Annotated in this window: 22 protein-coding genes; 8 read left to right on the top strand and 14 right to left on the bottom strand. The window is 72.0% G+C overall.

Annotation, left to right across the window (positions count from 1 at the left end; translation table 11 throughout):
• The first annotated feature begins 127 nt into the window (after positions 1-127).
• Complete coding sequence (locus ACFQVC_RS22180) at positions 128-1,543, top strand: GH39 family glycosyl hydrolase (protein ID WP_381832891.1); 1,416 nt, start codon at positions 128-130, stop codon at positions 1,541-1,543.
• 24 nt (positions 1,544-1,567) lie between these two features.
• Here ACFQVC_RS22180 and ACFQVC_RS22175 read toward each other — a convergent pair whose 3' ends face one another.
• The 6 genes from ACFQVC_RS22175 to ACFQVC_RS22150 all read right to left on the bottom strand — a co-directional run bounded on the left by ACFQVC_RS22175 (position 1,568) and on the right by ACFQVC_RS22150 (position 10,071).
• Entirely contained in the window at positions 1,568-5,494 is a 3,927-nt protein-coding gene (locus ACFQVC_RS22175) for a lipopolysaccharide biosynthesis protein (protein ID WP_381832888.1), read from the bottom strand.
• A complete protein-coding gene (locus ACFQVC_RS22170; protein WP_381833167.1) occupies positions 5,487-6,260 on the bottom strand; it encodes a polysaccharide deacetylase family protein in 774 nt (257 codons plus the stop codon). Before ACFQVC_RS22170 ends, ACFQVC_RS22175 begins: the two co-directional genes overlap by 8 nt.
• 20 nt (positions 6,261-6,280) lie before the next feature.
• Complete coding sequence (locus ACFQVC_RS22165; RefSeq protein WP_381832885.1) at positions 6,281-7,360, bottom strand: glycosyltransferase family 2 protein; 1,080 nt, start codon at positions 7,358-7,360, stop codon at positions 6,281-6,283.
• Positions 7,357-8,184 (bottom strand): glycosyltransferase family 2 protein, encoded by an 828-nt coding sequence (locus tag ACFQVC_RS22160; RefSeq protein ID WP_381832882.1) that lies wholly within the window; start codon positions 8,182-8,184, stop codon positions 7,357-7,359. Before ACFQVC_RS22160 ends, ACFQVC_RS22165 begins: the two co-directional genes overlap by 4 nt.
• Before the next feature lie 428 nt (positions 8,185-8,612).
• Complete coding sequence (locus ACFQVC_RS22155) at positions 8,613-9,707, bottom strand: GNAT family N-acetyltransferase (protein WP_381832879.1); 1,095 nt, start codon at positions 9,705-9,707, stop codon at positions 8,613-8,615.
• 1 nt (position 9,708) lies between these two features.
• Complete coding sequence (locus ACFQVC_RS22150; RefSeq protein ID WP_381832876.1) at positions 9,709-10,071, bottom strand: hypothetical protein; 363 nt, start codon at positions 10,069-10,071, stop codon at positions 9,709-9,711.
• Between the two features lie 387 nt (positions 10,072-10,458).
• Between ACFQVC_RS22150 and ACFQVC_RS22145 the strand changes: the two genes are divergently transcribed.
• A complete protein-coding gene (locus ACFQVC_RS22145) occupies positions 10,459-11,268 on the top strand; it encodes an SGNH/GDSL hydrolase family protein (protein WP_381832873.1) in 810 nt (269 codons plus the stop codon).
• Here ACFQVC_RS22145 and ACFQVC_RS22140 read toward each other — a convergent pair.
• The 5 genes from ACFQVC_RS22140 to ACFQVC_RS22120 form a co-directional block, all read right to left on the bottom strand.
• Positions 11,252-13,048, bottom strand: coding sequence for a serine/threonine-protein kinase (locus ACFQVC_RS22140; protein ID WP_381832870.1), 1,797 nt, complete (start codon positions 13,046-13,048; stop codon positions 11,252-11,254). The two genes, ACFQVC_RS22145 and ACFQVC_RS22140, sit on opposite strands and share 17 nt — an antisense overlap.
• Positions 13,049-13,079: 31 nt before the next feature.
• Positions 13,080-14,564 (bottom strand): nickel transporter, encoded by a 1,485-nt coding sequence (locus ACFQVC_RS22135; RefSeq protein WP_381832867.1) that lies wholly within the window; start codon positions 14,562-14,564, stop codon positions 13,080-13,082.
• A gap of 80 nt (positions 14,565-14,644) precedes the next feature.
• Complete coding sequence (locus tag ACFQVC_RS22130) at positions 14,645-15,985, bottom strand: tetratricopeptide repeat protein (protein WP_381832864.1); 1,341 nt, start codon at positions 15,983-15,985, stop codon at positions 14,645-14,647.
• Positions 15,982-16,167, bottom strand: a complete 186-nt coding sequence (locus ACFQVC_RS22125) for a hypothetical protein (RefSeq protein WP_381832861.1) — start codon at positions 16,165-16,167, stop codon at positions 15,982-15,984. Before ACFQVC_RS22125 ends, ACFQVC_RS22130 begins: the two co-directional genes overlap by 4 nt.
• A 34-nt stretch (positions 16,168-16,201) precedes the next feature.
• The gene (locus ACFQVC_RS22120) at positions 16,202-17,728 is read right to left on the bottom strand and encodes a DUF4331 domain-containing protein (RefSeq protein WP_381832858.1); all 1,527 of its coding nucleotides are present in this window, start codon (positions 17,726-17,728) and stop codon (positions 16,202-16,204) included.
• A gap of 226 nt (positions 17,729-17,954) precedes the next feature.
• On the opposite strand from ACFQVC_RS22120, the gene ACFQVC_RS22115 reads away from it, so the two are divergent.
• The 3 genes from ACFQVC_RS22115 (at position 17,955) to ACFQVC_RS22105 (ending at position 19,796) form a co-directional block, all read left to right on the top strand.
• Positions 17,955-18,500, top strand: coding sequence for a sigma-70 family RNA polymerase sigma factor (locus tag ACFQVC_RS22115; protein WP_381832855.1), 546 nt, complete (start codon positions 17,955-17,957; stop codon positions 18,498-18,500).
• Positions 18,497-19,411, top strand: coding sequence for an anti-sigma factor (locus ACFQVC_RS22110; protein ID WP_381832852.1), 915 nt, complete (start codon positions 18,497-18,499; stop codon positions 19,409-19,411). Before ACFQVC_RS22115 ends, ACFQVC_RS22110 begins: the two co-directional genes overlap by 4 nt.
• 115 nt (positions 19,412-19,526) lie before the next feature.
• Positions 19,527-19,796, top strand: coding sequence for a hypothetical protein (locus ACFQVC_RS22105; protein ID WP_381832849.1), 270 nt, complete (start codon positions 19,527-19,529; stop codon positions 19,794-19,796).
• A gap of 87 nt (positions 19,797-19,883) precedes the next feature.
• On the opposite strand, the gene ACFQVC_RS22100 is transcribed toward ACFQVC_RS22105, so the two are convergent.
• Positions 19,884-21,107 carry a CaiB/BaiF CoA transferase family protein gene (locus ACFQVC_RS22100; protein WP_381832846.1) on the bottom strand — a complete coding sequence of 408 codons (1,224 nt, stop codon included), beginning with the start codon at positions 21,105-21,107 and terminating at the stop codon, positions 19,884-19,886.
• Positions 21,108-21,254: 147 nt separating this feature from the next.
• On the opposite strand from ACFQVC_RS22100, the gene ACFQVC_RS22095 reads away from it, so the two are divergent.
• On the top strand, positions 21,255-23,003 hold the full coding sequence (locus ACFQVC_RS22095) for an amidohydrolase (RefSeq protein ID WP_381832843.1): 1,749 nt from the start codon (positions 21,255-21,257) through the stop codon (positions 23,001-23,003).
• Between the two features lie 37 nt (positions 23,004-23,040).
• On the opposite strand, the gene ACFQVC_RS22090 is transcribed toward ACFQVC_RS22095, so the two are convergent.
• Entirely contained in the window at positions 23,041-23,823 is a 783-nt protein-coding gene (locus ACFQVC_RS22090) for an ABC transporter permease (RefSeq protein WP_381832840.1), read from the bottom strand.
• Positions 23,820-24,761, bottom strand: coding sequence for an ATP-binding cassette domain-containing protein (locus ACFQVC_RS22085; protein ID WP_381832838.1), 942 nt, complete (start codon positions 24,759-24,761; stop codon positions 23,820-23,822). Before ACFQVC_RS22085 ends, ACFQVC_RS22090 begins: the two co-directional genes overlap by 4 nt.
• Before the next feature lie 64 nt (positions 24,762-24,825).
• Between ACFQVC_RS22085 and ACFQVC_RS22080 the strand changes: the two genes are divergently transcribed.
• Together ACFQVC_RS22080 and ACFQVC_RS22075 are read left to right on the top strand one after the other, a co-directional pair.
• The gene (locus ACFQVC_RS22080) at positions 24,826-25,533 is read left to right on the top strand and encodes a TetR/AcrR family transcriptional regulator (RefSeq protein ID WP_381832835.1); all 708 of its coding nucleotides are present in this window, start codon (positions 24,826-24,828) and stop codon (positions 25,531-25,533) included.
• Between the two features lie 37 nt (positions 25,534-25,570).
• A complete protein-coding gene (locus tag ACFQVC_RS22075) occupies positions 25,571-26,398 on the top strand; it encodes an ABC transporter permease (RefSeq protein ID WP_381832831.1) in 828 nt (275 codons plus the stop codon).
• Positions 26,399-26,400 lie beyond the last annotated feature (2 nt).

The following is a 26,400-nucleotide window of genomic DNA, read 5'->3' as shown; positions in this document are numbered from 1 at the left end:
ATGTCAGGGGCGTCGTCGGGGCGCCGGCGAGGGCTCGAACGGCGGGCGCCGCAGCCCGCGCACCGTTATGGAGCCGTCTCAGCGGAGTCTGCCATTCCGCCAACTCCCTTCGTTACTCTTGCCCTTGATGGGACGTCATGGGTGGAAATCGGGGGCAGGGCGGTGGCGGCTCATCGCCCTGCTCGGTGTGGGTCTCGCCGTCCTGGCCCTGGTGCTGACGCTCAGCACCCTGCCCGACGACCCGGGCTCCACCGACGGCACCACGCGCGCCGGCGACAAGGTGCACGGCACCCCGCGCATGCCGTCCGGCGCCCCCCGGCCCGAGCTCGGCTGGGGCTTCACGCACACGGCGAACAGCGCGGACGAAGGGGAGGACGCGGCGGTCGCGCGCGCCCGCAAGCTCCTCTCGGGGCAGCGGCTGCCGCAGCTCCAGCACATCATGGGCTGGGGCGCCGACAATCCCGAACCCAAGCCGGGCTTCTACGACTTCGAGGCCATGGACCGCCGTGTCGACTTCGTCCGCGCCACCGGCGGCACCCCGGTGATCACCCTGTGCTGCGCGCCGGACTGGATGAAGGGCGGCGAAGCCGGGGTCGACAACACCGACTGGAGCCAGTCCGCCCTGGAGACCGCGCCGGCGCGCGAGCACTACGACGACTTCGCGAAGCTGGCCGCCACCGTGGCCAAGCGCTATCCGGACGTACGCCACTTCATCGTCTGGAACGAGTTCAAGGGCTTCTGGAACTCCGCGAAGGCCCGCTGGGACCACGAGGGTTACACCGAGCTCTACAACCTCGTCCACAAAGAGCTCAAGAAGGTGAACGAGGACATCCTGGTCGGGGGCCCCTATCTGGTCATGGACAGCCTCGACCCACGCCAGGACGAGAACGCGGCGCGGGACCTCAAGGGCGCCTGGGGCAGCGCGGACCAGCGGGTCCTCGACGCGTTCCGGTACTGGAACGAACACAAGGCGGGCGCGGACTTCGTGGTCGTCGACGGCTCCAGCTACACCGTCGACGACGCGCTGCTGCCCGACGCCTTCGCGGCCACCGAGAAGCTCACCGCCGTCAGCCGCTGGGTGCGCCGGGAGAGCGGCGATCTGCCGCTGTGGTGGGCCGAGTACTACGTGGAGCCCGGCGATGACGACGACGACCGGGACGGCTGGCCGGAGCCGCAGCGCGTCGCCGTGCAGGCCGCCGGCATGATCGCCATGGCTCGTGGCGGGGCGACCACCGGCTTCTACTGGAACCCGCAGAACAAGACCGCCGAGTGCGCGGGCTGTCTGTGGCGCTCCACGGAACTGGCGGACGGGGGCACGCGGTTGCCCATGCTGGGCCTGGTGTCGCGGTTCAGCAAGGAGTTCCCGCCGGGCACCCGCTACGAGAAGGTGTCCGTCGCCGAGGACGATGTCCCGAACGTTCGCGTGCTCGCGGACGAGGACGCCGTCCTGGTGGTGAACACGCTGTCGCGGGGGATCTCCGCGAAAGTGGACGGGAAGCGGTTCGAGATGGACGGGTACGAGGTCCGCTGGCTGAAGCGGTGACGGTTCCCCCGACCCGCCCCTCGATCACGCCATCGTGATGAAGCGCTGCACCAAGGACGCGAAGAGCACCGCCAGCAGGGGCAAGGAGAACCAGAAGCTCGACTGGAGCCACTGGAGTTGGCGCACCCCCGGGCGGACCGCCACCCTGACCACCTCGCGTCCGGCCAGGAGCGTGATCGTGGCAAGCGCGGCCAGTGCACCCACCACCGACCACGGCGTCCAGGTCACCTGGGGCCCGATCGGCCCCGGATCGGCCTTCGGCACCGCCCCGTCCGGCTGCTTGCTCAGGGTGTAGAGCGAGGCGTCCTTGTTCGCGTAGACCTTCTTCAGCGCGGGCGTCTCGTCCAGATTGCGGATCAGGCGGGCGTCCCAGTCGCGGGGATAGCCCGCGTCCAGGTGCAGATACACGGACTGGCTCTTGTTGACCAGGAGCAGGGAGCCCGGGCCCTCGTCCTTGAGCGCCTTCACCAGACCGGAGACCAGGACGGGGTCGGTGGGCGCGAGCGTGGGGACGTAACTGACCTTCTCCATGTCCTGTTTGCCCCAGGGCAGCGCGGGCGTGACGTTGTCGAGGGTGTCGTTGCTCATCCAGAGCAGCCGTACCGTCGGGTCGGCCTGGTCGTAGACGTACTCCATCGCCGCGACCTCGCCCGGCCTGGTCCGCTCGAAGGTCTCGTTGCCCCAGCGGGCGATCAGGAAGCCGCCCGCCAGGAGCAGACCGACGAGCAGCGCCGCCAGCGGGGCCGGGCTGCGGCGTTCCTTCTCGCGTTCCCCGGCGGTGACCCCGGCGCGCGGGAACAGCGCGAGGCCCGCGAGCAGGGCCGCGCCCGGCAGCGCGAACATGAAGACCCGCAGCGCCATTTCGCCGCCGTACGACTGCATTCCGAAGCCGAGGAACGGCACAAAGGTGAGGACGAGGAGCGAGCGCTCCGCGTACTTGTGGGTGCGGCGGCGCCACCAGCCCCAGCAGGCCAGGGCAAGGACCGAGCCGGCCAGCGCCACGCGCGCGTAGAGCACGAGTTGATGGGTCGAACTGCCGCCCTCGATACGGCCGGAGACGGATGACGTGACATTGCCGCCGACGCCTCCGATGCCGCCGAACAGCTCGTCGAAGTGCCCCGACCAGTACGGCTCGGCGAGGAAGCCCACCCATACGGCGACCAGGACCGCGAACAGGATGGGCAGGCCGCGCAGTTCGCTGCGCCCGAACAGGACGAGGGCGGCGAGCACGCCGAGCATGACGAACGGGGTGAGCTGGTGGGCCGGGACCGTCGCCGCGAACAGGGCGACCAGGACGAGCAGCAGCGTCGCGCGCTGGGCCCGGGTGCTGGGCAGCACCTCCGCCTCACCGGGGCGGCGCTTGGCCGCCAGCATGCGCGGGGCCCGGAACCAGACGAGCAGGATCGCCGCGAAGGCGAGGTAGAGCAGATACGTGAAGCCCTGCGGCGAGAAGTAGTCCTGGCCCACCCAGCCGCTGAGCACAAAGATCCACAGGCCGGTCCACTTGGCCCGCCAGCTCGCCCGCAGGGAGCGGGTGAGCAGCACCATCGGGGCCAGATAGAGGAGTTGCATGGCCACCGGCCACCAGCGGATCACTCCGGACATGTCCGAGACACCGCAGGCCTCGGCCACGAAGGTGGCCGCCGCGAAGAACCCCGGCCAGCTCCAGCGCGCGTCCAGGTCGGGCACCGCCGAACCGGTCCGGTCGATGTACTCCATGAAGCCGAGGTGCTGCCAGGCCGTGGCGAACCGCGGCTCCGCCTCGATCACCGCGGGCAGCGCGTGCAGCGAGAAGAGGGTGGCGAGCAGGACGACCGCGAGCAGTGCGCGGTGCGGGCGTTCGTGCCGCAGGAGCACGGCGAAGGCCACCACGAGAAGTGCGGCGCCGGCGAGGGTCACGGGGGACAGGGCGGAGATCAGGCCGAGTCCGCCCATGCCGTCCAGATCGGCCTCGCCCAGGCCGAGCACCGGAATCCAGAACAGCCCGAGCGCGACGGCGAGGAGCAGCATCACGGCGTAGGGGCGGCGGTGTACGGGCGTTGTCGCGGGGTCCGCCGATTCCGGTACGGGTGCGGGTGCGGGCTCCGGCGGTGCGGGCGCGCTCGCCGGTTTCGCGCTCGCCTCCTGCGACGGTTCCGGTACGGGAGTCGAGGAGGGCCGGGGCGCTGGCATGAGTGGTGCCTTCATCGCCCAGGTCGGCCGGTGGTCCGCCACGTCCTCGCCCGGCCCGGAAGAACCGGGGGGAGAGGCGGATGAAGCACCGGAGGGAGAGGCTGAGGGAGAACTGGAGGAAGCGGCGAAGGGAGGGACGGACGAAGCGGCGGGCGTGCCGTGCGGGGGAGTGCCGAGGCGCGGCCGCACATCGGGCCGGCGCTCCACATGGTCGAAGTCGAGCTGTATGCCCAGTTGCAGGGTGTCCGAGTCGAGCGCGGCCCGCAGGGCCCACGTGGGCCGCTGTCCCAGGTCCCGCGCCCCCAGGACCTTGGTGCCGAGGCCCTTGGTGCCCGCGGACTTCGCGCCCAGGACCTGTGTGCCGTCGGCGGGCGTGCCCAGGTCCGCGAGGTCGCCGTCCGGTGCCACGGCCGGGCGCCGCGGGGCCGTGGGCGCGGTCCGTACGATGCCGTACAGCTTGACCCCGGCGATGGCCGCGATCACCGTGAGGCTGGAGACCTCGGCGACACCGGCGCCGGTAAGTCCCATACGGGGCAGCAGGATCAGCGTCAGACCGAGGACGAGCACACACAGCGCGCCCTGCAAATAGGCGAGCGGCGAGGTGCGGCTCTGTGCCCTGAGCACCGCGAAGTACGTCTCGATGACCACGCGCAGCAGCGCGCCGATCGCGAACCAGCGGAGCAGCGGCGTCGCCGCGTCCGCGTACCCCTGCCCGAAGACGCCCAGGATGTAGGGCGCCCCGAAGAACAGCAGCGCGCACACCGGCAGCATGATCCGGGCCATCCGGCGCAGCGCAGCACGGCAGTTGGCGGCCAGCTGCCCCGGGTCGTGCGAGCCCTCCACGGTCAGGGACGCGCCCATGTTGATGGCGAGCAGATTGACGGTGCCGCCGATGGTGGTGGTGATGTAGAAGTACGCGTTGTCGGCGGAGCTCACCTGCGCGGCGACGATCACCGGCACCGCGTAGACCACGGCGAGCGAGAACAGCGAGCCGGTGTAGTCCCCGGCGAGGAACCGCCCGATCTGGCGTGCCGTCGGCGGCTCCGCCTTCTCCTCGGTGGCTTTCACATGCCGTGGCACCAGGCGCCGGAACACCAGCCAGCCCAGGGGCAGTACGGACACCGCGATGGCCGCGACCCAGGAGACGAAGACGCCCGCGGTCGGGATGGCGGCGGCGAAGGCGACGAGCAGGACGAGTTTGACCGCGGAGAACACGGTGTTTCCGACCGGCACCCACAGGGCGCTGCGCAGCCCGGTCAGGACGCCGTCCTGCAGCGTGAGCAGCGACCAGGCGACCACCGCGAGGATGAACCCGATGCCGTGCACGGGCCCGTGCAGGAATTTGTACGAGGGGCCCCACAGGTCGAGCGTGAGCAGGAAGATCCCGGCCGCGAGCGCGACGACCAGTGAACTGCCCGCGTACGTACGGAAGATGAGCCGTCCGGTGGTGCGTCCGGCGACAGGGATGAAGCGGGCGAGCGCCCCCATCAGGGTCAGCGCGGCCAGGCCCGCGAGGAGCTTCATCGCGGCGATGGCCGCGGAGCCCTGGCCGACGGCGGACTCGGAGTAGTAGCGGGCGGCGGCCAGCCAGAAGCCCAGGCCGAGCACGGCGGAGATACCGGTGTTCAGCATCAGCGCATAGGCGTTGCGGAACAGCGGGCTGCCGCCGCCGACGCTTCCGGGCAGCCGCAGTCCACGGCCGGGCCGGTCCTCGGCCCCGGTCGCTGCGGCCGTCCGGTTCGCTCCGGTGTCGGCCTGGGCGGTGGTCGTGTCAGACACGGTGGCGGGCTGCCTTCCGGCGGACCTGTCGGGTTCTGCGGACGACCGCGTACCCCTTGGTGAGCGTGCGATCCCTGGCGAAGGTGCGGAAGATGAGCCGGCCCTCGACGATCGCCGCGAACTCCTGGGCCGTGGTGCTGCGGCTCACCGTCAGCCTCCTGAGCGCATACGGGCCCTGGGGGCGCCGTGCGAGCGTGTTGCCGACCGCGAGCGACTGGGCGTAGCCCGCGCCGCGGACCGTGCTGCGCACGGCGCGGTCCGAGTAGCCGTAGGGGAAGGCCAGGGAGGCCGGGCGGGTACCGAGCTCGGCCTCCACGATCTCCCTCGGCCTGAGCAGCTCCCGCCACAGGTCGTCCTCGGGGAGCTGGTCGAGCTGCGGGTGGGTGTGGCTGTGCGCGCCGATCTCGAGTCCGGCCGCCGCGAGGTCCCGCACCTGGGGCCAGTCCAGCATCGTGTCGAGGGCGCCCCCGGTGTCGTAGGGGCCGCGCAGCCAGCCCGTGGTGACGAACACGGTGGCCGTGAAGCCGTGCTTGGCGAGCACGGGCAGCGCGTGGCCGTGCACGCCCTCGTAGCCGTCGTCGAAGGTGATGAGGACCGGCTTGGGGGGCAGCGCGGGCCCGCCCCGCCAGGCCGCGCCGAGCTGGGCCGTCGTCACCGGTGTGAACCCCTGCTCGTCGAGCACCTCCATCTGCTCGGCGAAGGCGCCCGGTGCCACGGACAGGCCGTGCGCCGCGGGCGCGGGGGCGTGTGCGACGGCGTGGTACATGAGGATGGGGACCGGCTCGCTCACGGTTCACCTCCGCGTGAAGTACCGCTCGCCGTCGGCGAGTTGGAGCCGGAAGGGCTGCCTGGTCCGGCGCCCGAGGCGCCCGCCTGTGGGCGCGGCACCTCGGCGACGGCGAAGGACAGTCCGGCGCGCCGTGCCCTGACGGTGCCCAGAACGTACCCACCCGCCGCACTGAGCACGCCGGTCACGATCGCGCCCGCGCGGCCCGCACCACCGGGCCGGCCGAGCAGTGCGTCGCGCAGTCCGCGGACGGCACCCGCGGGCAGTACCCGTGTCGTGTAGCGGCGTTCCGACTCAAGTCCCTTGTCGGCGCCGACACTTCGGGCCACGAGCGCCTTCGACAGGCCCTCCGCGTACGTACGGCTGCGGAAGTAGCGGAAGTGTTCGCGCACGGCGGGCACCCGGTGGTGGATCACCGCGCGGTCGTCGATCAGGAGCACGGCGTCCGGTCTGGCCCGGGTCAGCCGGATGCACAGCTCGGTCTCCTCGCCGCCCAGGGGCCGCTTGTCGCCGTCACGGCCGATGCCGGTGGCGAAGCCGCCCGCCGTGTCGAAGGCGCTGCGCCGGAACGACGCGTTGCCGCCGAGCACGTTGCGCACCCGCACCCGGCCCCGCGGCAGCCCCTTGTACGTGCACCCGACGACCCAGTCGAACTCCTCGGGGAACCAGCCGGGCCGGCGCCCCGAGGCCCAGATGGGCAGGGTGCGGCCGCCGACCGCCATGACCCGCGGATCGCGGTAGCCCGCGGCGAAGTGCAGCAGCCAGTCGCGTTCGGCCACCGCGTCGTCGTCGAGGAACGCGATGATCTCGCCGTACGAGGCGGCGATACCGGTGTTGCGGCCCGCGGACAGGCCGCGGGGGCCCGCGTTCGCGAGCACCCGCACCTCCCGCGCCTCCTTGAACTCACGGACCAGGCGCTCCAGGAGCGCCTGGTTGTGGTCGACCACGAGCAGCGTCTCGCGCGCCGGCAGGGACTGGGCCCGCACCGAGGAGACCGCCGCGAGGATGTCCTCCCAGCGGTCCTCGGTGTAGACGCAGATGACGACGGAGACATCCCCCGTTGCGTGCCGGTCCGTCAAGAGAGCTCTCCTCGGCGCGTGTTGAGCGCCACGAGGTTCGCGCGGCGCTGCGAGCGGCGGTTGGAGCGCTCCTTGAGGATCACCTTGAGCACCCGGAAGCCGTCACGCACGGCACGCAGATTGCTGGCCCCGTGGATGCGCAGATACTCGTGGCTCGGTATCTCCTGGACTCTCAGGCCCGCCTTGACGACCCGGATGTTCATCAGGGTCTCCACCTCGAAGCCCGTGCAGTCCAGGTCGATCTTGTCCAGGCAGTGCCGCCAGAAGGCGTTGTACCCGTAGCAGAGATCGGTGTAGCGGGCGCCGAACTTGGCGTTCACCACCGAGCACAGGACATGGTTGCCGAGCTTGCGGATGGGCGTCATGTCGTCGGTGCCGCCGCCGTTGGCGAAGCGCGAGCCCTTGGCGAAGTCGGCGCCCGAGACCAGGGCGGAGACATAGCTGACGATCTCGTGGCCGTCCGCGGAGCCGTCCGCGTCGACCATCACGATGATGTCGCCCGTGCAGGCCTCGAAGCCGGTGATCAGGGCATCCCCCTTGCCCTTGCCACGCTGCTCGACGACCTTGACGTCCGGCCACAGCTCACGGGCCACCGCGACCGTGTCGTCGGTGGAGTTGCCGTCCACCAGGACCACTTCGTGGATCCAGTCGGGCAGCGTCTTGAAGACATACGGCAGGTTCTCCGCCTCGTTCATGGCGGGGATCACGACACTCACCGGCGGCGCTATCGCCAGGTGAGTGGAGACCGGACGGTACTTCCCCCTCTGGTGCGGCTCCGTTAACGGTTCTTCGCCCGGTGCGGCCGGGCGCACAAAAGAGCTCACGAGTCTGCTTCCCTCTCGCCGGTGGACCGCCCGCCCCCGGGCGGCCCGGATGAGTTTCCGGTTCGAAAGGGGGGTTCTCACCCGGCAGCACGGTCTGGCTGTGACCGCACGGAGGCGATCTCCGTGCGTCTCCGTGCGGGCCGGATGAGCTGGCAAAGCTGGCCGCGCGGCACGCGACTCGGGACAGTTGCGGCCCCGAGCACGGCACCCCCCTACCGCGCCCCGCGCCGGTACCACCGTGGCTCTTGAGCCCTCCCCTGGAGCCGTGTGCATGATGGGCCGATGCGGGTGGATGTACGACGGTATTGATGATTGGGTTCCTATGGCAAGGCCTGGAACGAGCCCCCACATTTCTGCGTTTTGGCCTTACTTCCACCGATGCGGGCGGAGCGACTTCTTTGTCATGCGCTCCTCTTTTTCCACCGTGATCAGCCGCCGGAGCGGACTTTTCCGATCCGTTTGAGCAGACGATCGGCTGGCTCGAAGAGCTCGGGTCGGGCCAGCACGGTGTTGCGCAGCGCGCGGAGCGGGGCGCGGCGCGCCCGGTGCCCGTACGCCACGGGGTGACGGCGTGTCACCCACCCTTCGGACACGCCGAGTTCACGTGTCTTGAGGGAGTCCTTGTACTCCTTCTTGCCGCGCCCCAGATCGATATAGGCGACCCCGTCGGCGGCGGCGCCCTCGGCCATGTGCAGATGCATCAGGAGGCCGGGGGAGTACTTCGCGAAGGCCGGGTCGTAGGCGGGGAACCAGCAGGTGTGCACCCGCTCGGAGCGCAGTCCGAAGTGCGCGGCGACCGGTGCGCCGTCCGCGTAGAGAACGGAGAGCAGTCCGGCGAACGAGTCGGTGCGGGTGTGGAAGAGCCGCTCGACGAGGGCGACGATCCAGGCGTGCGCGAAGCGGTCGCCGCGGCCGGTTCTCCGGTACTGCGCGGACTTCCAGGCCATCAGGGTGCGGAGCAGCGCGGGGTCGCGTTCGTCGTGTACGTAGCGCAGGGCGCCGACGTTGCGGACGAGGCGGCGTTCCTTGGCGAGGGTCTGCCGGGTGAATTTGGGCGAGCGTCTTCGGAGGTGGTCGAGATAGACGGCGTATCCCTCGTCCACATCGATCACCGGCGACGGGAAGGAGCCGGTCGCCCAGCGCTCGAAGGGGCGCTGTCCTTCGGTGAGATGGTCGAACTCCCACACGGCGAGACCGGCGGCCCGCAGCACGTCGAGCGCGTCCCAGGTGAAGCCGGGGCGGTGCACCATGCCCTGGCAGTCCGAGAGGCCGAGGCCCACGGCGCGGCCCACGCCCGCCGCCGTGCGCTGGAACGGGAAGAACGCCGCGGGCTCGCCGTCCTCGCGGACCACCGCGATCCGCACCCCGCGCCGGCAGCGGCCCACCGCGTCGGTGAACTCGGGTGCCAGGAACGGGTTGGCGAGCCCTGGCGCGCCGTGCAGATGGGCCTTGGACTGCATCGCCGTCCACGCCGCCCGGTCGGAGCTCGTGAGTTCGCCGGGGCGGTACACGCTGATGTCCACTTCAGGAGGCCCTTCTCCTGAGGTCCTGCGCCGGTCGCCCATGGGGCGGGCGCCGGACCAGTGCGAGTAGAGCTATGAGGAGGCTGATCGCGGCAACTGCCGCGATACCGCCGCGGATCGACCACATGTGCAGGGCGAGCATCGTCTGGGCGACCAGCAGGTCGATTGCGGCCGCTGCTGCACACGACGCCACCGCACGGCCCCACGGTTCCATCCTCCGCAAGGCGGTTGCGGTGGCGGCCGCGGGCGCGGTGATCAGGAAGAAGAGCACGAACGGCGCGCGCAGCGGGGAGTCGAGATCGATGAGCCCGAGGAAGAGACCGACCGCGCCGACGGCGACGGCCGCACCCGCGAAAACGGGCATGTACTCAGTGCCGGGGGTCCTTCGCGTGCCTCCCGGCCACGCTCTGTCCCCTGCTGATGGGTTGTCACTGATGGGCTGCATTGGCGACTTTGCCCCCCGACGCACCGGATGCCGGCCTTCGCCCCCCGAAGCGCCGGATGCCGGGCTTCAATGTCGCGCAGGCGGAGACGGCGCGTCAAGATGCCGAAGGCGCCCACGGGGCAGGGTTTTCAACGCTGGGTCACCTACCGGTCACAGGACAGGAGTTGCTCGTGTTCCTGCTTGACGGCTGGTCAATCCCGACTCGCGTGAAGGTGTTCATGCCGAAGTTTCTTGGCATGTTCACACCTGGTCACCTGTGGTGCGTGCTACCACAGGTGAGGCAGAGATCCTGCTAAGGGAGGTTCCATGAGACTGTCCCGAATCACGGCCTATGTGTCGTCTCTACTCCTCGCCGGCGGCTTCGCCCTCACCGGGGCCGGCCCCGCACTCGCCGCCGAAGAGGCGGCAGCCGAGAGCTATGTGGCCCTCGGTGACTCCTATTCCTCCGGCGTCGGCGCCGGCAACTACGACAGCGGAAGCGGCAACTGCAAGCGCAGCACCCGCGCCTACCCCGTTCTGTGGGCGAACGCCCACTCACCCTCCTCATTCTCGTTCACCGCCTGCTCCGGCGCCCGTACGGGTGATGTCGTCAACTCCCAGCTCGGACCGCTCACTTCGGCGACCACGCTGGTCTCGATCTCCGTCGGCGGCAATGACGCCGGCTTCGCCGATGTCATGACGACCTGTGTGCTGCAGTCCGAGAGCACCTGCATCAACCGCGTCAACCAGGCCAAGAGCTACGTCGACACCACGCTCCCCGGCAAGCTCGACTCGACGTACTCGGCGATCCGCACCAAGGCGTCGAGCGCTCATGTGGTGGTGCTCGGCTATCCCCGCTTCTACAAGCTCGGCGGCAGCTGCGCGGCCGGGCTCACCGAGAACGAGAGGTCGGCCATAAACGGCGCCGCCGACCACCTCAACGCGGCCACCGCGAAGCGCGCCGCCGACCACGGGTTCACCTTCGCCGATGTGACCCCGGCCTTCACCGGGCACGAGATCTGCTCGGGCGCCTCCTGGCTGCACAGTGTCAACTGGGGCAATATCGGCGAGTCCTACCACCCCACGGCCTCCGGCCAGTCGGGTGGCTATCTGCCCACCTTCAGCGGCGCCGTGTGAGTGTCACCGTGGTCCGCTGCGCGCGGACGACCGCGGATCGCTGAGTGAGGTTCGGCGAGTAGGAGCCCCCGTCCGTCGGCGGCTCCTCCTCGCATGTCACCGAGTAGGCCACCGAGTTGGACTGTGCCGCGAGCGGCTTGCGCACCTCGACGCGGACGCTGTTGTGCAGCTGGCCGCCCGCTTCGTACCCCGTCTCGACATGGTTGACCTGCCGGGTCTTCTGGCCGCCCGCGGGCAGTGAGAAGGACTTCCAGCCGGGGTCGGAGGAATCCCCGCTCCCGGTCACCCAGCGGTATTCGACGGTGACCGGGGTGCGGCCGAGCGTGAAGGTCGCCGTGAAGGCGGGTGCCTCGGCCGCGGGCGGCGGGCACGTCCCCGAGTAACTGCCGCGGATCGCGCTGAGGGTGACCTTCACGGACTGCGGCGGATGGTTCGTCCCGCCGTTGCCGCCGCCGTTGTCGCCCCCGCCGTCGCCTCCGCCGTCCCCTCCTCCTCCGTCGTTGCCGCCGCTGTCCGTGCCGCCGTCACCGCTTCCGCCGCCGTCGCCGCCCGGACTCGAAGCGTCGCCGCTTCCGCCGCCCGTGCCGTTGCTCGCATTGCCGCCGTTGCCTGAGCCGCCCGAACCGCCGCTGCTGCCACCGCCGTTGGAACCTCCGCCGCCGTTGTCGCGGTTGACGAGGGCGTACGTGATACCTGCGATGGCGAGCGCGACCGCGGCCAGACCGGCGATCAGCGCCATGGCGGCGCGGCGCTGCCGTGGTGCCGGTGACGTGGTGGTGGTCGCGCCCTCCGCGGGGCCGGCCGCCATGAAGGCGGCCGGTGCCGGTGTCGCGGACTGGGTCGGGGTCGGCGTCGGGGGAGTGTGCGGCCCGGCGGTGACCGTCGGCGTGTAGGGCGCGGCGGCGAACGCCTGGCCGCTGCGCGGGGTGCCGCCCGCGCCCACGAGTCGTAGATCGTGCTCCGCGTCGGCCGCCGAGAGCCGCTCGGCCGGGTCCTTGCGCAGGAGCCCCTCGATGACGGGAGTGAGAGGGCCCGCTCGGCGCGGCGGCGGCAGTTCCTCGTCGACGACCGCGCGCAGCGTGGACAGCGGGGTGTCCTGCCGGAACGGCGTGTATCCCTCGACCGCCGCGTACAGGAGCACGCCGAGGGACCACAGATCGGACTCCGGGCCCGGGGTGCGGCCCAACGCCCGCTCCGGGGCCAGGAATTCGGGCGAGCCGACGACCTCGCCGGTCATCGTGAGCGCCGAACTGCCCTCGACCATGGCGATGCCGAAGTCCGTCAGGACCACCCGGCCGTCGTTGGAAAGCAGGACGTTTCCGGGCTTCACGTCACGGTGCAGCACGCCCGCGCCGTGCGCGCTGCGCAGGGCGGTCAGGACGTCGGCGGCGATCCTGGCGGCCCGCTGGGGCGGCAGGGGCCCCTCCGCCTCCAGGACGTCGGACAGGGTCAGGCCGCGGACCAGCTCCATGACGATCCAGGGGCGGCCGCTCTCGGTCGCCACGTCGTAGACCGTCACCACATTGCGGTGCGAGACGCGGGCCGCGGCCCATGCCTCCCGCTCCAGACGGGTGTAGAGCCGCTCGACGTCGCTCGCGGGCAGCCCGGCCGGCGCGCGCACCTCCTTGACGGCCACCTCGCGGTGCAGCACCTCGTCTCGGGCACGCCAGACCGTGCCCATGCCGCCCTCGCCCAGTGCGGACAGAAGGCGGTAGCGGCCTCCGATGACTCGCTCCCGGCCCTCACTGCCCGGCTCTTCGCTCACGGGCGAACCCCCCATCCGCAGCCGAGCCATTCCTCAGAAAACTACCTCAACTCAGCGCATTTGCGGCCCCCTTGAGCACCAATCCGCAACCGAGCGCGACCACCACACAGGCCGTGCCGAAGGGAGTGGCCCGCTGCACGAGCCGTACCGCCCGCGTTTTCCTGCGGGCGGCCAGGGCACGGGCCGCCCGCCCGCCGACCCGCACCACGGCCAGACCCGCCAGGGTCAGCGTCAGGGCGAGGCCCGCGCCGTAGCCGAGGACCAGCAGGAAACCGAACCACGCCTGGCCCAGAGCGGCGGCGCCCACCAGGACCACGACCGCCGAGGGACTCGGCACCAGGCCCCCGGCGAACCCGAGCAGGACCATGCCGCGCAGGCTCGGGGGGCGGGTGTGGGTGTGGGGGCGAGGGTGCCCGTGACCGTGACCGTGTTCGTGGCCGTGCCCGTGTTCATGGTCGTGCCCGTGACCGTGCGCGCCCCCGCCCCCGCGCCGCCGCCACGCCCTGCGCAGCAGCGTGAGTCCCGCCGCCGTCACCAGGGTGCCACTGGCGAGCCCGAGCCAGGCCACGACCGACGGCGCCGCCGCCGAGCCCGCGGTCACCAGGGCGCCGAGCGCGAACACGCCGAGGGTGTGGGTGACGGTCACGGACGCGCCCAGGGCGAGCACGTCCCGCAGCGAACTGCGGCCGCCCGCCGCCGCGGTGGCCGCCATGAGGGTCTTGCCGTGGCCGGGCGCCAGCGCGTGCAGGGCGCCGAGCAGGACGGCCGTGCCGAGGGCGAGCGCGGCGACACCGGGGGTGAGGTCGTGCCGCGCGACGAGCGCGGTGAGGGCCTGTGTCCAGCGGTCGGCGCCGCGCGGCAGGACACCGGCAGGAGCCGCGGGGCGCCGGTCGTCGGTGAGCGCGGGCCCGCCGGGAGCGACGCGGAAGGCGGCGTCGCGGCGGTCGGGCGGCGAGGCGAGCAGCCGCTGCGGATAGCGGGTCAGACGCGCGGACACGGAGTCGCGCGGCACCGTGGACGCCTTGAGGGTCATCCGGTCGCCGCGGGCGGTGATCTCCCGCCAGCCGCCCGGCTCTCCGCTCCCGCGGAAGGTGACGGCCTCGGCGCCACGGGGTACGGCCGCGCCGAGCCGGCACTCCACCCTGAGCGTCGTCAGGCCCGCCTGGCCCGGCCGTACCCGCGCGAGACCGGTGTCCACCGTGAGGCGTACGGGGCGCCGGTCGGCCAGGACCCTTGTCCCGCGGGCCGCGGTCAGGCACCGCTCCCTGGCCCAACTGTCCCTGCCCATGCGCTTGATGTCAGGGGCGGCCTGTGTCGCCGGGATCTCCGCCAGGTCCTCCACGTGGTCGACCCGCAGCCGCCCCGGGGCGACCACGATCCCGTCGTAGCGGCTGACGGTGAAGTTCCCCAGGGGGTGCGCGCTCGCGGCCGGCGCGGGCAGCAGGAGCAGGGCGAGCAGCGCGCCCAGGAGCACCGCCGCATACGGCCCGGCGCGGCGCGCCCTTCGCGTACCGCTCGTGACCGCCCTCATGTCCCGCCTCATGTCCCGCCCTACGCCCCGCCCCACGCCCCGTCTCCAGATCCGCCTGACGCCCCGCATGACGACCCGCCTCATGACCCCTCACCCCGCAGCGCCGTGAGGCGCTCCCGCGCGTCCCGTGAACCCAGCGGCGAGAAGCGGGGGTTGAGGTCGAGGGCCGCCGACAGCAGACGTTGGGCGGCGGACTTGTGGCCGGTCTCCTGCTCGATGACGCCGCGGTGGTAGAGGAGGGTCGCGTCGCGCAGGCCGTGGGCCGTGGCGCGGCGGGCGGGGGCGAGTGCTTCCGCGTCCCGGCCGTTCACATGCAGCGCCCAGGCGAGGGCGTCGGCCGTGTGGACCGTGTGCCGGCGGCGCCACTCGTCGCGGGCGGCCGTGAGCGCCGCGCGCCGGTCGCCGTGGTCCGCGGCCGCGAGCGCCGTGTCCAGGTCGGTGTTGACGCCGCTCGCGCGGGCGAGCGAGGTCCAGGCGCCGACCAGCGCGTACTGGCGCCGGGCGGCGGCTTCGCGGCCCTTCGCCTCGTACAGCTCGCCGAGGGCCACCAGCGGCCCTGGCAGCGGAGCCCGGCGTACGACCCGCTCCAAGTCCCCGATGGCGGCGGCCGTGTCGCCCGTGCCCGCCCGTGCCGCCGCCCGGCCCTCCAGGGCGGGCAGATACGACGGTGCCGCCCGCAGTGCCGTCGCGTAGTGGCCGAGGGCGCGCTCATAGGCACCCCGCTGCCAGGAAAGGCGGCCGAGCGCCGTCGCCACGTAGGCCCGGTCGGGAGGCGAACTCGCCGACGCGAGGCCCCGGTTGAGGACCTCACGGGCGCCCTTCGTGTCGCCGCGCAGCTCCAGGACATACGCGTACCGAGTGAAGACGGGGATGCCGGGGCGCCGCGCGTCGGCCTCGGCGGCGGCCCGCTCGGCCTGCGTGTAGCGGCCCAGCTCGACGAGCGCGTCTATCCGCAGGGCCAGGGCGCGTTCGTTGTACGGGTTCGCCGTGAGCGCCGCCCGTGCGTCGCGCAGCGCCCCCGTGAAGTCGTGCCGCGCGGCGGCGAGTCCCGCGCGTGCCGCGAGGGCCGCGTCGTTGCCGGGACGCAGGCCGAGCGAGCGGGAGAGCGCCCGCTCGGCCTGCGGGTACCGGGAGGGGGCGCCGTCCGTGCGGGCCTGCTCCACATAGGCCGTGCCGAGGTTCGCCCACGAGGTGAAGTCCCTTGGCTGGGAGCGCAGATGGTCCTGCAGGGCGCTGACCGCGCGATCCAGGTCCGCGGCCCCGAGCCGTGCCGGATCGGCAGCGGGCGGCGCCGTGCGCACCGGCTCCGGCGCCCCCGTGGCGCCGCCGATGACGGCCCCGCCCACGCTCAGCACCCCCGCCAGGACGAGCGCCGCCCCCGCCGCCCGCACCCGTCCGTACCGCCGCGAGCGCCCACTCATGTCCCGCACCTCAGCCCCCAGTTCACGTCCGCCCCCTTGTGGTCCTTGTCGGCCTCGTCGGCCTCGTCGGCCTCGTCGGCCTCGTCGGCCTTGTGGTCCTCGTCGGCGTCGTCGGCGTTGCCGCCACGACGTCGTCCGCACCGCTGGAAGGCGTGGCCCGCGCGAGGGGGAACAGCACCCACGCGGGCCACGCCGGTTTTCAGGGCCGCCGGGCGGTCACCCGGTGGACCGCCGCGTCCGCCACCACAGGAGGCCGGAGCCGATGAGCAGCACGCCCGCCGCTCCGGACGCCGCCGAGGCGATCAGGACGACGGTGTCGTCGTCAGCGGGCCGCGTGACCGCCGCGCCGCCGGTCAGCTGACTGCGGGCCACACCCGGGTCGTCCCCCTTGCCCGCGACCGGTCCGCGGGAGCCCGCGGTGGGCAGGGCGACATACGGGAACGTGCTGCCGAACGCCTTGTCGTTGACGTCGACCGCGTCACCCAAGTCGTTCTTGGCGCCCACGAGTTCGCCCTCCACGACCTGCAGCGAGATATCCACGACGTCATCGGCGAGGCGCCTGCCGTTGGGGTAACCGGCGTTGTCACCGTCGATCACGCCGAGCCGCTTCGGGGCTGCGGCGGGCTTGATCGCCGTGTTCAGGCGCAGTGCCTCCGCGGGCCGCACGTTCGGCGGCTGGTTGAGGCCCTTCACACCGGTCAGGAACACCGAAACCAGGTCGTCACGCGGTTCCTTGGGTGCCTTGATCTTGTAGAACTTCTCTATCAGCCTGGGAAGTTCGGGCTTCTGCACGTACTTCGCGAACTGCGCGTCGTCCCAGGGCGAGGACGCGTTGAACTTGTCCTTGTCCTTGATCGGGACGACGACCTCGTTGACCAGCGGTGCACCGAGGCGGGAGACCTGTGTCCACTTGCCGGCGGCGTTCTTGCGCTGCGTCGTGGACCACACGGCCACCACAGGCTGGTCCTTGGACTGCACCAGCTTGGCGGTCGGCACCTGCAGGGCGACGGTGTTCACGTTGTAGCCCCTGAGGGTGTCCCGTCCGACCTCCGACAGGTCGCCGCCGTAAAGGAGGTCGAAGACCCGCAGGTCGAGGAAGAACGGGTCGTCGGCCTGGCCCACGTAAGAGGTCGAGCCGTCGGCCGTCTTGCGGACCGCCTGGTCGCGCAGCTTCTGGTAGTTGGGCATGGACGCCTTGCCGACGTTCGAGGGCGCGATCGGCAGATCGTTCGCGATCTTCGCCGTGGAGACGACCTTCTGCTTGTTGAGCTTCAGCACGTCGATGTCGTACGACTGCGTCACGTTGAGGTCCGGGTCGTCGAGCGAGGTGACCTGGTCCGTGTTGTAGAGGAACGTGTTGCCGTTCTTCACCTTCGTGTCGAAGGTCCAGCGGTAGATCAGATCTCCCTGGGCGTCCCCGTCGCTGTCGATGTGCACGTCGTACTGCGCGTCCTTGGGGAAGGGGTAGAAGGTCGGGCCTCCCGCCGGCTCCTCGAAGGGGACCCAGTTGGCGACAAGGGTCGTGGTGTCGGGCTTGTCGGGGCTGACGAACGCGTACACGTCCGTGTTGTCGTACTCCGGCTGCCCGGAGATCAGCGGGGCCTCCCGGTGGCTCGACGCGGCGGCCGTGCCCGGCTGCAGCGCGGCCGCCCCGGCGGCTGCGAGTCCCCCGGCGGCAAGTGCGCCACAGACCAGCGCGGCCAGACTCCTTCGTCCGGGCCCGCTTCTGGCGATTGCTTTCATCGCATCCGTCCTTCGTCTGCGTGCGCCGCGGCGTCCGTCGTCGCGGCGTCCTTCGTCGGCAGCGCCGATGCAGGCCATTCGGGGACCACGGCCGGGCGGATTGGCCCGTCCCGCGCCGTGTCCCGCGGCGCGCTCTTGCCCGCTCCTTGCTCGCGCACGGGCCGCTCCGGCGGCCATCCGCCCCGGACCGCGCTCCGAATGCCCGAGGACGAAAGGGGGGGGGGCGGTGGAGCCGGAAGAGCTGTTGCCGCTGGTGGCCCGTGGGGACCACCGGGCATTCGAGGAGCTGTACGAACGGGTATCGGGCCCGGTCTACGGGCTTGTCCGCAGAGTGCTGCGCGATCCGGCGCAGTCGGAGGAGGTCACCCAGGAGGTACTGCTCGAACTGTGGCGCTGCGCCGCCCGCTTCGACCCCGCGCGCGGCGGCGCCTTCGCCTGGATCCTGACCCTCGCCCACCGCAGGGCCGTCGACCGGGTGCGGGCGGCCCGCGCCGCGGGGGAGCGGGAGCAGCGGGCCGCCCGGCGCGCCGTGACCCCCGCCTTCGACGAGGTCGCCGAAGAGGTGGAAGCGGGCCTGGAGCGCGAGTGGGTGCGCCGCTGCCTGGACCGCCTCACCGCCCTGCAGCGCCAGTCCGTGACGCTCGCCTACTACGACGGCTACACGTACCGCGAAGTGGCCGGACACCTTTCGCTGCCCCTGGGCACGGTCAAGACCCGGATGCGCGACGGACTCCTGCGGCTGCGGCACTGCCTCGACGGAGGAACCGCGTGAACCTGCGCCGTGACGTGCACGCCCTGGCGGTGCCCTACGCCCTGTACGCCCTGGAGCCGCGCGAACTGCGCCGCTTCGACCGGCATCTGGGCCGCTGCGCGCCCTGTGCAGCCGAACTGCGCACGCTGCAGGCGGGAACGGTACGCCTGGCCTGCGCGGCCGCCGCCACCGCACCGGCCGGGCTGCGCGCGCGGGTGCTCGCGGCCGCACGGACCACGGAACAGGAGCCCGTACGAGCTGCACGGAGCATCCGGCAGGAGTCCGCACCGGCCGCACGGACCATCCGGCAGGAGTCCGCACCGGCCGTAAGGACCACCCGGCAGGACGCACTGCCCGTACGGGCCATCCAGCAGGAGTCCGCCCCGGACGCCCCGGACGCCCCGGACACCCCAGACGCCCCGGACGCCCCGGCGCCGAGGCGCCCGCGCGGACGGTCACCCGCGGCCGCCGTGGCCTTCCTCACCGCGTCCGCCGCCGCCCTCGCGCTGCTGGCCGCCGTGCTCCTCGGCGTCCAGCTGCAGCAGGCGCGGTCCCGTCTCGCCGACGACCGCGCCCAGGCCCAGGGGATCGCCCGGGTCCTGGCCGCGCCCGACGCCCACGCCGGCAGCGGCAGGGGCCGCGGGGGCGCCGCCGTCTCCGTGCTCGCCTCACCCGCGCTCGACCGCGCAGTGGTGATCGTCACAGGTGTCGCCGGGCCGCCGCGCGGGAAGGTGCACCAGCTGTGGCAGACCGGCCACGGGAGGGCCCGTTCCCTGGGCCTTCTCGACGGCGAACGGCCGCTCCTGGCCCGGGGTCTCGACGCCCGGTCCACCGGGCTCGCGGTCACCGAGGAACCCGACGGTGGGTCACCACGGCCCACTACCGCACCACTTGTCCAAGTCGCCCTGGAATCAGGCGTATTCGGAGAGTAATGGTCAACCTCCTTAAGAGGGAGGTGAATCCTGCGACCGGGATACACGAGTGTCGTTGAGGGGCGATAGGGTTAACCTGCCCGGGCCGGGTGCCCTCGTACGGGTGGGGAGTGACATGGAACAGATAACAGTGCGCAGCAGGGCGCGTGTCCCTGCGATCACCTGCGGGAGCAGCGCGACCAGCTCTCGTCTCGACCGCCATCTGTCGGTGCTGGGCGGTCCCGCCGTCCCGCAGCGCGAGGCGGCGGAGGCGACGACGCTGATGCGTGAGCTCACGACACGTGACGTGGCGCACGAGCGTACGAGCCGTGGTGCTCGTGTGCGGAAGGTCTCGCTCTTCGCGCCGCTGAGGCGGCTGACCCGCTCGCTCTTCGGCGGCCGCTGAGCCGCCGCGGGCACGAGCAGGACAAGCGAAGAAGCAGGACAGTGTGGGCCCGCAGCCGCGGGCCACATATCCGACCACCGCCCGCGCTCAGGCGAGAACACCGTCCCGGCGCATCGCTGCGATCTCGGCGTCCGACATCCCCACGGCACGCAGCAGCGCCCCGGTGTGCTCGCCGAGCGCAGGCACATCCCCCATCACCGGCTCCACCCCGCCCGGCAGTGTCACCGGCGGCAGCAGGGCCCGCAGCGGCCCCACCGGTGAACCCACCTCGCGCCATCGCTCCCTGGCCGCCAGCTGCGGATGGGCCGCGACCTCCGTGAGATCCCGTAGCCGCGCGCACGCGATGCCCGCCTCCTCAAGGCGTTCGACCGCCGTGTCCGCGTCGAGTTCCGCGAGCGCCTTCGCCACCAGTTCGTCCGTCGCCGCCCGGTGCGCCGTGCGTGCCGCGTTGGTCGCGTACGCCGGATCGAGGGCCAACTCGGGGCGGCGCAGCACCAGTTCGGCGAGGCGCCGCCATTCCCGGTCGTTCTGCACCGAGAGCAGCACCCGCGCTCCGTCGGCCGTCGCGTACGCGTCGTAGGGCGCGATCACGGCGTGCGCGAGACCGGTGCGCGCCGGCGGCTCGCCCCCGTGCATCGCGTGGTGCAGAGGGTGCCCCATCCACTCGGCGAGCGACTCCAGCATGGAGATCTCCACCGGGCCGCCGAGCCCGGTCGTCGAACGCCGGAGCAGCGCGGCGAGTACCCCGGAGAAGGCGTACATCGCGGCCGCGATATCGGCCGCCGGGATCCCGGCCTTGACCGGCTGCCCGGGGGTGCCGGTCACCGAGACGAGACCCGCCTCGCACTGTACGAGCATGTCGTAGGCCCGCTTGTCCGCGTACGGGCCGCCCGCCCCGTAGCCCGAGATGTCCACCGCCACGAGCCGGGGATGCGCGGCGCACAGGGTCGCCGCGTCCAGGCCGAGACGGGCCGCCGCGCCCTGCGCCAGGTTCTGCACGAACACATCGGCGTCGGCGATGAGCGCGCGTACCGCAGCGAGACCCCGTGGATCCTTGAGGTCGACCGCCAGGGACTCCTTGCCGCGGTTGGCCCATACGAAGTGCGAGGCGAGACCGCGCGCCGCGATGTCGTAGCCGCGCGCGAAGTCGCCGCCGTCGGGGCGCTCGACCTTGATGACACGGGCGCCGAGGTCGGCGAGCTGACGGGTCGCGAAGGGCGCCGACACCGCCTGCTCGACGGCGACGACCGTGATGCCGTCGAGGGGGTGCGGCTGCGGGAGCGGCTGCGGGGACCGCGGACGTATCTGCATGCTTCAAGATCCTGAACCCCGTGTAACGCCTTTGTCATCCCCGGATGTTGACGAAGCAACTTGTGGGGTCCAGGGTGCTGATCGTTCCCGTTGTCGCTTGCCTGTTACACCCATCTTCGCCACCCGCCCTCACCCCCGGAGGCCCGCGTGTGTGACCTGCACGATCAGCATGAGCACGAGCATGGATCCGCCGCAGGCGGCCACCCCTCGCTGAGCCGCAGACGTGTGATGCAGCTGCTCGGTGCCGCCGGAGTGACCGCGGCCGCCATGACCGCCGAGACCGATCCCGCGATGGCGGCCGCCGCCGACGAGACGGCGGCGGACGGTGCAGACGGTGCGTACAAGGCACCCGAAGGCCTGGCCGACGACAGCCCCGCGAAGAAGACCGCGCTCGCCTGGATCGGCGCGAACTCCACCCGGGTGACCGGCCTGAACGCCGAGATATGGGAGAACGCCGAGCTGTCCCTGCGCGAGTGGAAGTCCTCGCTCGCGCAGGCGGAGTTCCTCGAACGGGCCGGATTCCGCGTCGAGTTCGGCACCGCGGGCTTCCCCACCGCGTTCACCGCCACGTACACCCAGGGCTCGGGCGGTCCCGCGATCGGCTTCAGCGGTGAGTACGACGCGCTGCCCGGACTGTCCCAGAAGAAGGGCGTGGGCCATCACGACCCGCAGGAGTATGTGCACGATCCGTTCGCGCCGGGCTACGGGCCGGGCCACGGCTGCGGGCACAGTGCGCTCGGCACGGCCGCGGCCGCCGCCGCGGCCGCCGTGGCGCAGGCGGCGAAGAAGCACCAGCTGCCCGTGACCGTGAAGTTCTTCGGCTCCACGGCCGAGGAGACCTTGATCGGCAAGACGTATGCCGTGTCCAAGGGGGTGTACGACGGTCTTGACGCGTTCCTCGACTGGCACCCCTCCACGGCCAACGCCACCGGCTGGGGCACCACCACCGCGATGACGGCCGTCACCTTCACATTCCTCGGCGTCGCGGGTCACGGCGGCACCCCGCTCGGCAACAAGTCGGCCCTGGACGCCGCCGTGATGATGGCGACCATGTCGGAGTTCCTGCGCGAGGAGAACCTGGCGCCGAGCGGCCGTCTGCACTGGGTGATCAACAACGGCGGCGACATCCCCAACGTCACCCCGGAGATCGCCGAGATCTCCTACTACGTACGCGAAGGCAGCCCCGCCCGCGTCCAGGTCCTGCTCGACAAGGTGATCGCCGTCGCCGAAGCCGCGGCGAAGGCCTCGCAGACCAAGGTGAGCCACCGCGTCACGGCCGCCTGCTGGAACCAGCTGCCCGCCAAGGCCTTCGCCGAGCTCCTGCACGAGAACATGCGGCAGATCGGTCCGCCCGAATTCACCGACGACGCCCACAAGCTGGCCAAGGAGCTGCAGGAGTCCCTCGGCCTGCCCGCCAAGGGCATGCACGACACGATCGGTGAACTCACCCCGCCCAACCCGGTGTTCATGGGCGGCGGCTCCACCGATGTCGCCGACATCAGCTGGAACGTACCGACCGTGTCGATGGGCGCGGCCCTCGCACCCATCGGCACCAAGATGCACACCTGGTCCACGGCGGCCTGCGCGGCGGCGGCGCCCGGACAGGCGGCGGTACTCGCCGCGGCCCGCTATCTGGCCGCCACGGCCCTCGACCTCGTGACCCGGCCCGAGCGGCTGAAGGCGGTCAAGGACGAGTTCACGGAGCGTACGAAGGGAGTGGAATGGAAGACGGCGCTGCCGGCCGGCTATGAGCCGCCGATGTACGAGCCGCCCGCCTGGTTCCTGAAGAAGACCGGCCAGAAGTGGCCGCCGGAGAACATCACCTGGCCCCCGAAGCGGGTGGTCTCGCAGGAGAAGTTCGCCTCGCTCGGACCCGAACTGGCCCCGCAGAAGTAGCCGTCGGGGGCTGTGTCCACCGACGGCCGGACTGTGCCTACCGGCCGGCGGCCGCGTACCGTCGGACGGCGAGTGGTGCGAACACCGCGATCAGGACCGCGCACCAGGCGAGTGATCCCGCCAGCGGATGCGCGACCGGCCAGGCCGCGCCCTCGGGTACGGGCGCGTTGCCGAACAGGTCGCGCACCGCGGTCGTCACCGCGCTGATCGGATTCCATTCGGCGACCGTGCGCAGCCAGGACGGCAGATTGCCGGTGGGGATGTACGCGTTGGACAGCAGCGGCAGCATGAAGGTGGCGCTGCCCAGCTGTCCGGCTGCCTCCTCGCTCTGCGAGGCGAGGCCGAGCAGGATCCCGACCCAGGTAGCGGCGAACCGGAACAGCAGCAACAGTCCGAAGGCGCCGAGCGCCTGAAGCGCGGAGCCCTCGATCCGCCAGCCCATGGCGAGCCCCACGAGCAGCAGCGGCACCATCCCGACGGCCGAGACGAGGAGATCCGCCATGGCCTGTCCCACGGGTACCGCGGCCCGGCTCATCGGCAGGGTGCGGAAGCGGTCCATGACGCCGCGGTGGGAGTCCTGGGCGGAGGCGAACATCCCGTTCATCAGGCCGCCCGCGGCGGTCGCGACCAGGAGACCGGGCACCAGGAAGGCGCGGTAGTCGGTGCCCGGCATGGCGACCGCGGAGCCGAAGACGTACCCGAAGAACAGCAGGAAGACGATCGGCATCGTCTGTGTCATGACGGTGATGGCGGGCGCGTGCCGGATGCGCAGCAGATGCCGGCCGAACACGGCGGAGGTGTCGTGGGCGAGGGCGCTCATGCGGAAATCGTCTCCTTGCGTGCGGTGAGGCGCAGGAACACCTCGTCGAGAGTGGGCGGGCGAAGCGTCACGTCGGCCAACGGCACGCCCGCCGCGTCGAGTTCACGCACCAGGCGCGGCAGCGTGATCGTCGGGTCGAGGCAGACGGCGGCGGCCGTACGGCTTTCCGGGTCGAGCACCGGCTCCGCGCCGGTGAGGCGGTCGAGGACCGCGGCCGCGGCGGGCAGGGCGGAGGCATCGGTGACGACCGCCTGCGCGTAGCTGCCGATCGCGGCCTTGAGCTCGGCGGGCGTACCGCGGTGCGCGGCCCGGCCCTCGTCGATCAGGACGATGTCGTCGGCCAGCTGATCGGCCTCTTCGAGGTACTGGGTGGTCAGCACGACGGTCGTCCCCTCGTGGGTCAGCTCCCTCACCGCGGCCCAGATCTCATTGCGGCTGTGCGGGTCGAGCCCGGTGGTCGGCTCGTCCAGGAACAGCACGCGGGGCCGGGTGATCAGGCTCGCGGCGAGGTCGAGGCGGCGCCGCATCCCGCCCGAGTAGGTACGTGCCGGTCGGTCGGCGGCGGCCACCAGGTCGAAGCGGTCCAGGAGTTCGGCGGCCCGGGTGCGCGGCGCGCGCAGGATCCTCGCGAACAGGCGCAGATTCTCGGCGCCGGTCAGATCCCCGTCGACGGAGGCGTACTGCCCGGTGACGCCGATATGGCGGCGGACCTCGCCGGCCTCGCGCACCAGGTCGTGCCCGGCCACGCGCGCACTGCCCGCGTCCGGCGCGAGCAGCGTCGTCAGCACCCGGACCGCGGTCGTCTTGCCCGCTCCGTTCGGCCCGAGCAGACCGCACACCGAGCCCTCCGGAACCGCGAGATCGAGGCCGCGCAGGGCGTGGACCTCGCCGAAGCGCTTCTCCAGACCCTCACTAAGTACAGCGTACGTAGAAGTCATACGGCACACCGTACCAGCACTACGTACGCTGTACGTAACTAGGATGGTGGCGAGGTGATGATCAATGGCGGGCCGAGCGGCCGAACCCGAAGTGATCTGGGCGCGCCCCGAGCGCACGGGACGCGGCCCGAAACCCGCGTACACCAGGGGTGACATCGCGGCGGCTGCCGTGCGGATCGCCGACGCCGACGGTCTCGACGCGGTCTCCATGCGCCGCGTCGCGGGCGAGCTCGGCTGCGGCACGATGTCGCTCTACAACTACGTGCCGCGCAAGGAAGACCTGTACGAGCTGATGGTCGACGAGGTCAGCGGCGAGTACGACCTGACCGCGCCGCCCAGCGGCGACTGGCGCGCCGATATGCGCGGCATCGCCCGCCAGGCCCGCGCCCTCCTGCACCGCCACGCCTGGCTCACCCGCGTCATGTCCTCGGTCTACGGATCGAGCCCCAACGCCCTGCGCTTCCTGGAGCACTGCCTGGGCTGCCTGGAGAGCCTCGACGCGCCCGGCGGCACCAAGATGGAGCTGATCGCGATGGTCAACGGCACGGCGATGATGTCCGTCGCCAATGAGCTGGCCATGGCCGAGCGCAGCCGCTCCCTGCCGTGGACCGAGGAGCAGGAACAGGCGGTGCGGGGCGCGTACTTGAGGCGCCGGCTCGCGGGCGGTGAGTATCCGCACCTGGCCGCCCTGTTCACCGAGGGGCCTCCGCCGCCGGATGCGGAGGAGGCCTTCGAGCGGGCCATCGAGCGGATCCTCGGCGGGTTCGGGTAGCGGACGCGGCCCACGGGCGGCTGGCTAGGGTTGCCGCGTGCTCGCGTACGCCGCCACGGCCACCGTGTCCTCCGCTGCCGCCCTGCTCCCCGTCAACCTCACCCTGGGCGCGGTGCTCGCCGTGCTGCTCGTCGTCGCCGCGACGGTCGCCGCCGTGGCCCGTCTCACGCCCGACGAGGGCCGCGGCCGCGCACGGGAGATCGCCGTCGCCGGGGTCCGGGCCACGGCCCAACTGGCCGCCGTCTCCCTGCTGATCGGCTGGGTGGTGCGCTTCGTACCTCTGCTGCTCGGCTTTCTGGTCCTCATGTACGCCGTCGCGGCCCGCACCGCGGGGCGCCGGATCACCGCCAACGGCACCTGGTGGTGGGCGGCCCTGCCGATCGGCGCCGGCGTCGCGCCCGTGGTGGTCGCACTGCTGCTCACCGGGCTCGTACCGCTCAAGGGCATCGCCCTGATCCCGGTCACCGGAATCCTCATCGGCGGTGCGCTCACCGTGACCGTACTGGCCGGGCGCCGCGCCCTCGACGAACTGCACACCCGCAAGGGCGAGGTGGAGGCCGCCATGGCGCTCGGCCTGACCGACCCCGACGCCCGCCTCCTGATCGCGCGCCCCGCCGCGTCCGACGCCCTGCTCCCGGGCCTCGACCAGACCCGCACGGTCGGCCTGGTCACCCTGCCGGGCGCCTTCGTCGGAATGCTCCTCGGCGGCGCCTCGCCCGTGCAGGCGGGCGCGGTCCAGCTGTTCGTCCTGGTCGCGCTGATGGCGGTACAGGCGGTGGCGGTCGCCGTGGTCCTCGAACTCGTCGCACGAGGGCGGCTGCACAGGGACGCGGCGGACGGTGAGGCCGGGAGCGCCCCGAACTGACG

The organism is Streptomyces monticola (assembly GCF_042665355.1).
Lineage (GTDB): Bacteria > Actinomycetota > Actinomycetes > Streptomycetales > Streptomycetaceae > Streptomyces > Streptomyces monticola.
Note: the sequence above shows the minus strand (reverse complement) of the source record. Positions and strands in the feature narration are given on the sequence as shown.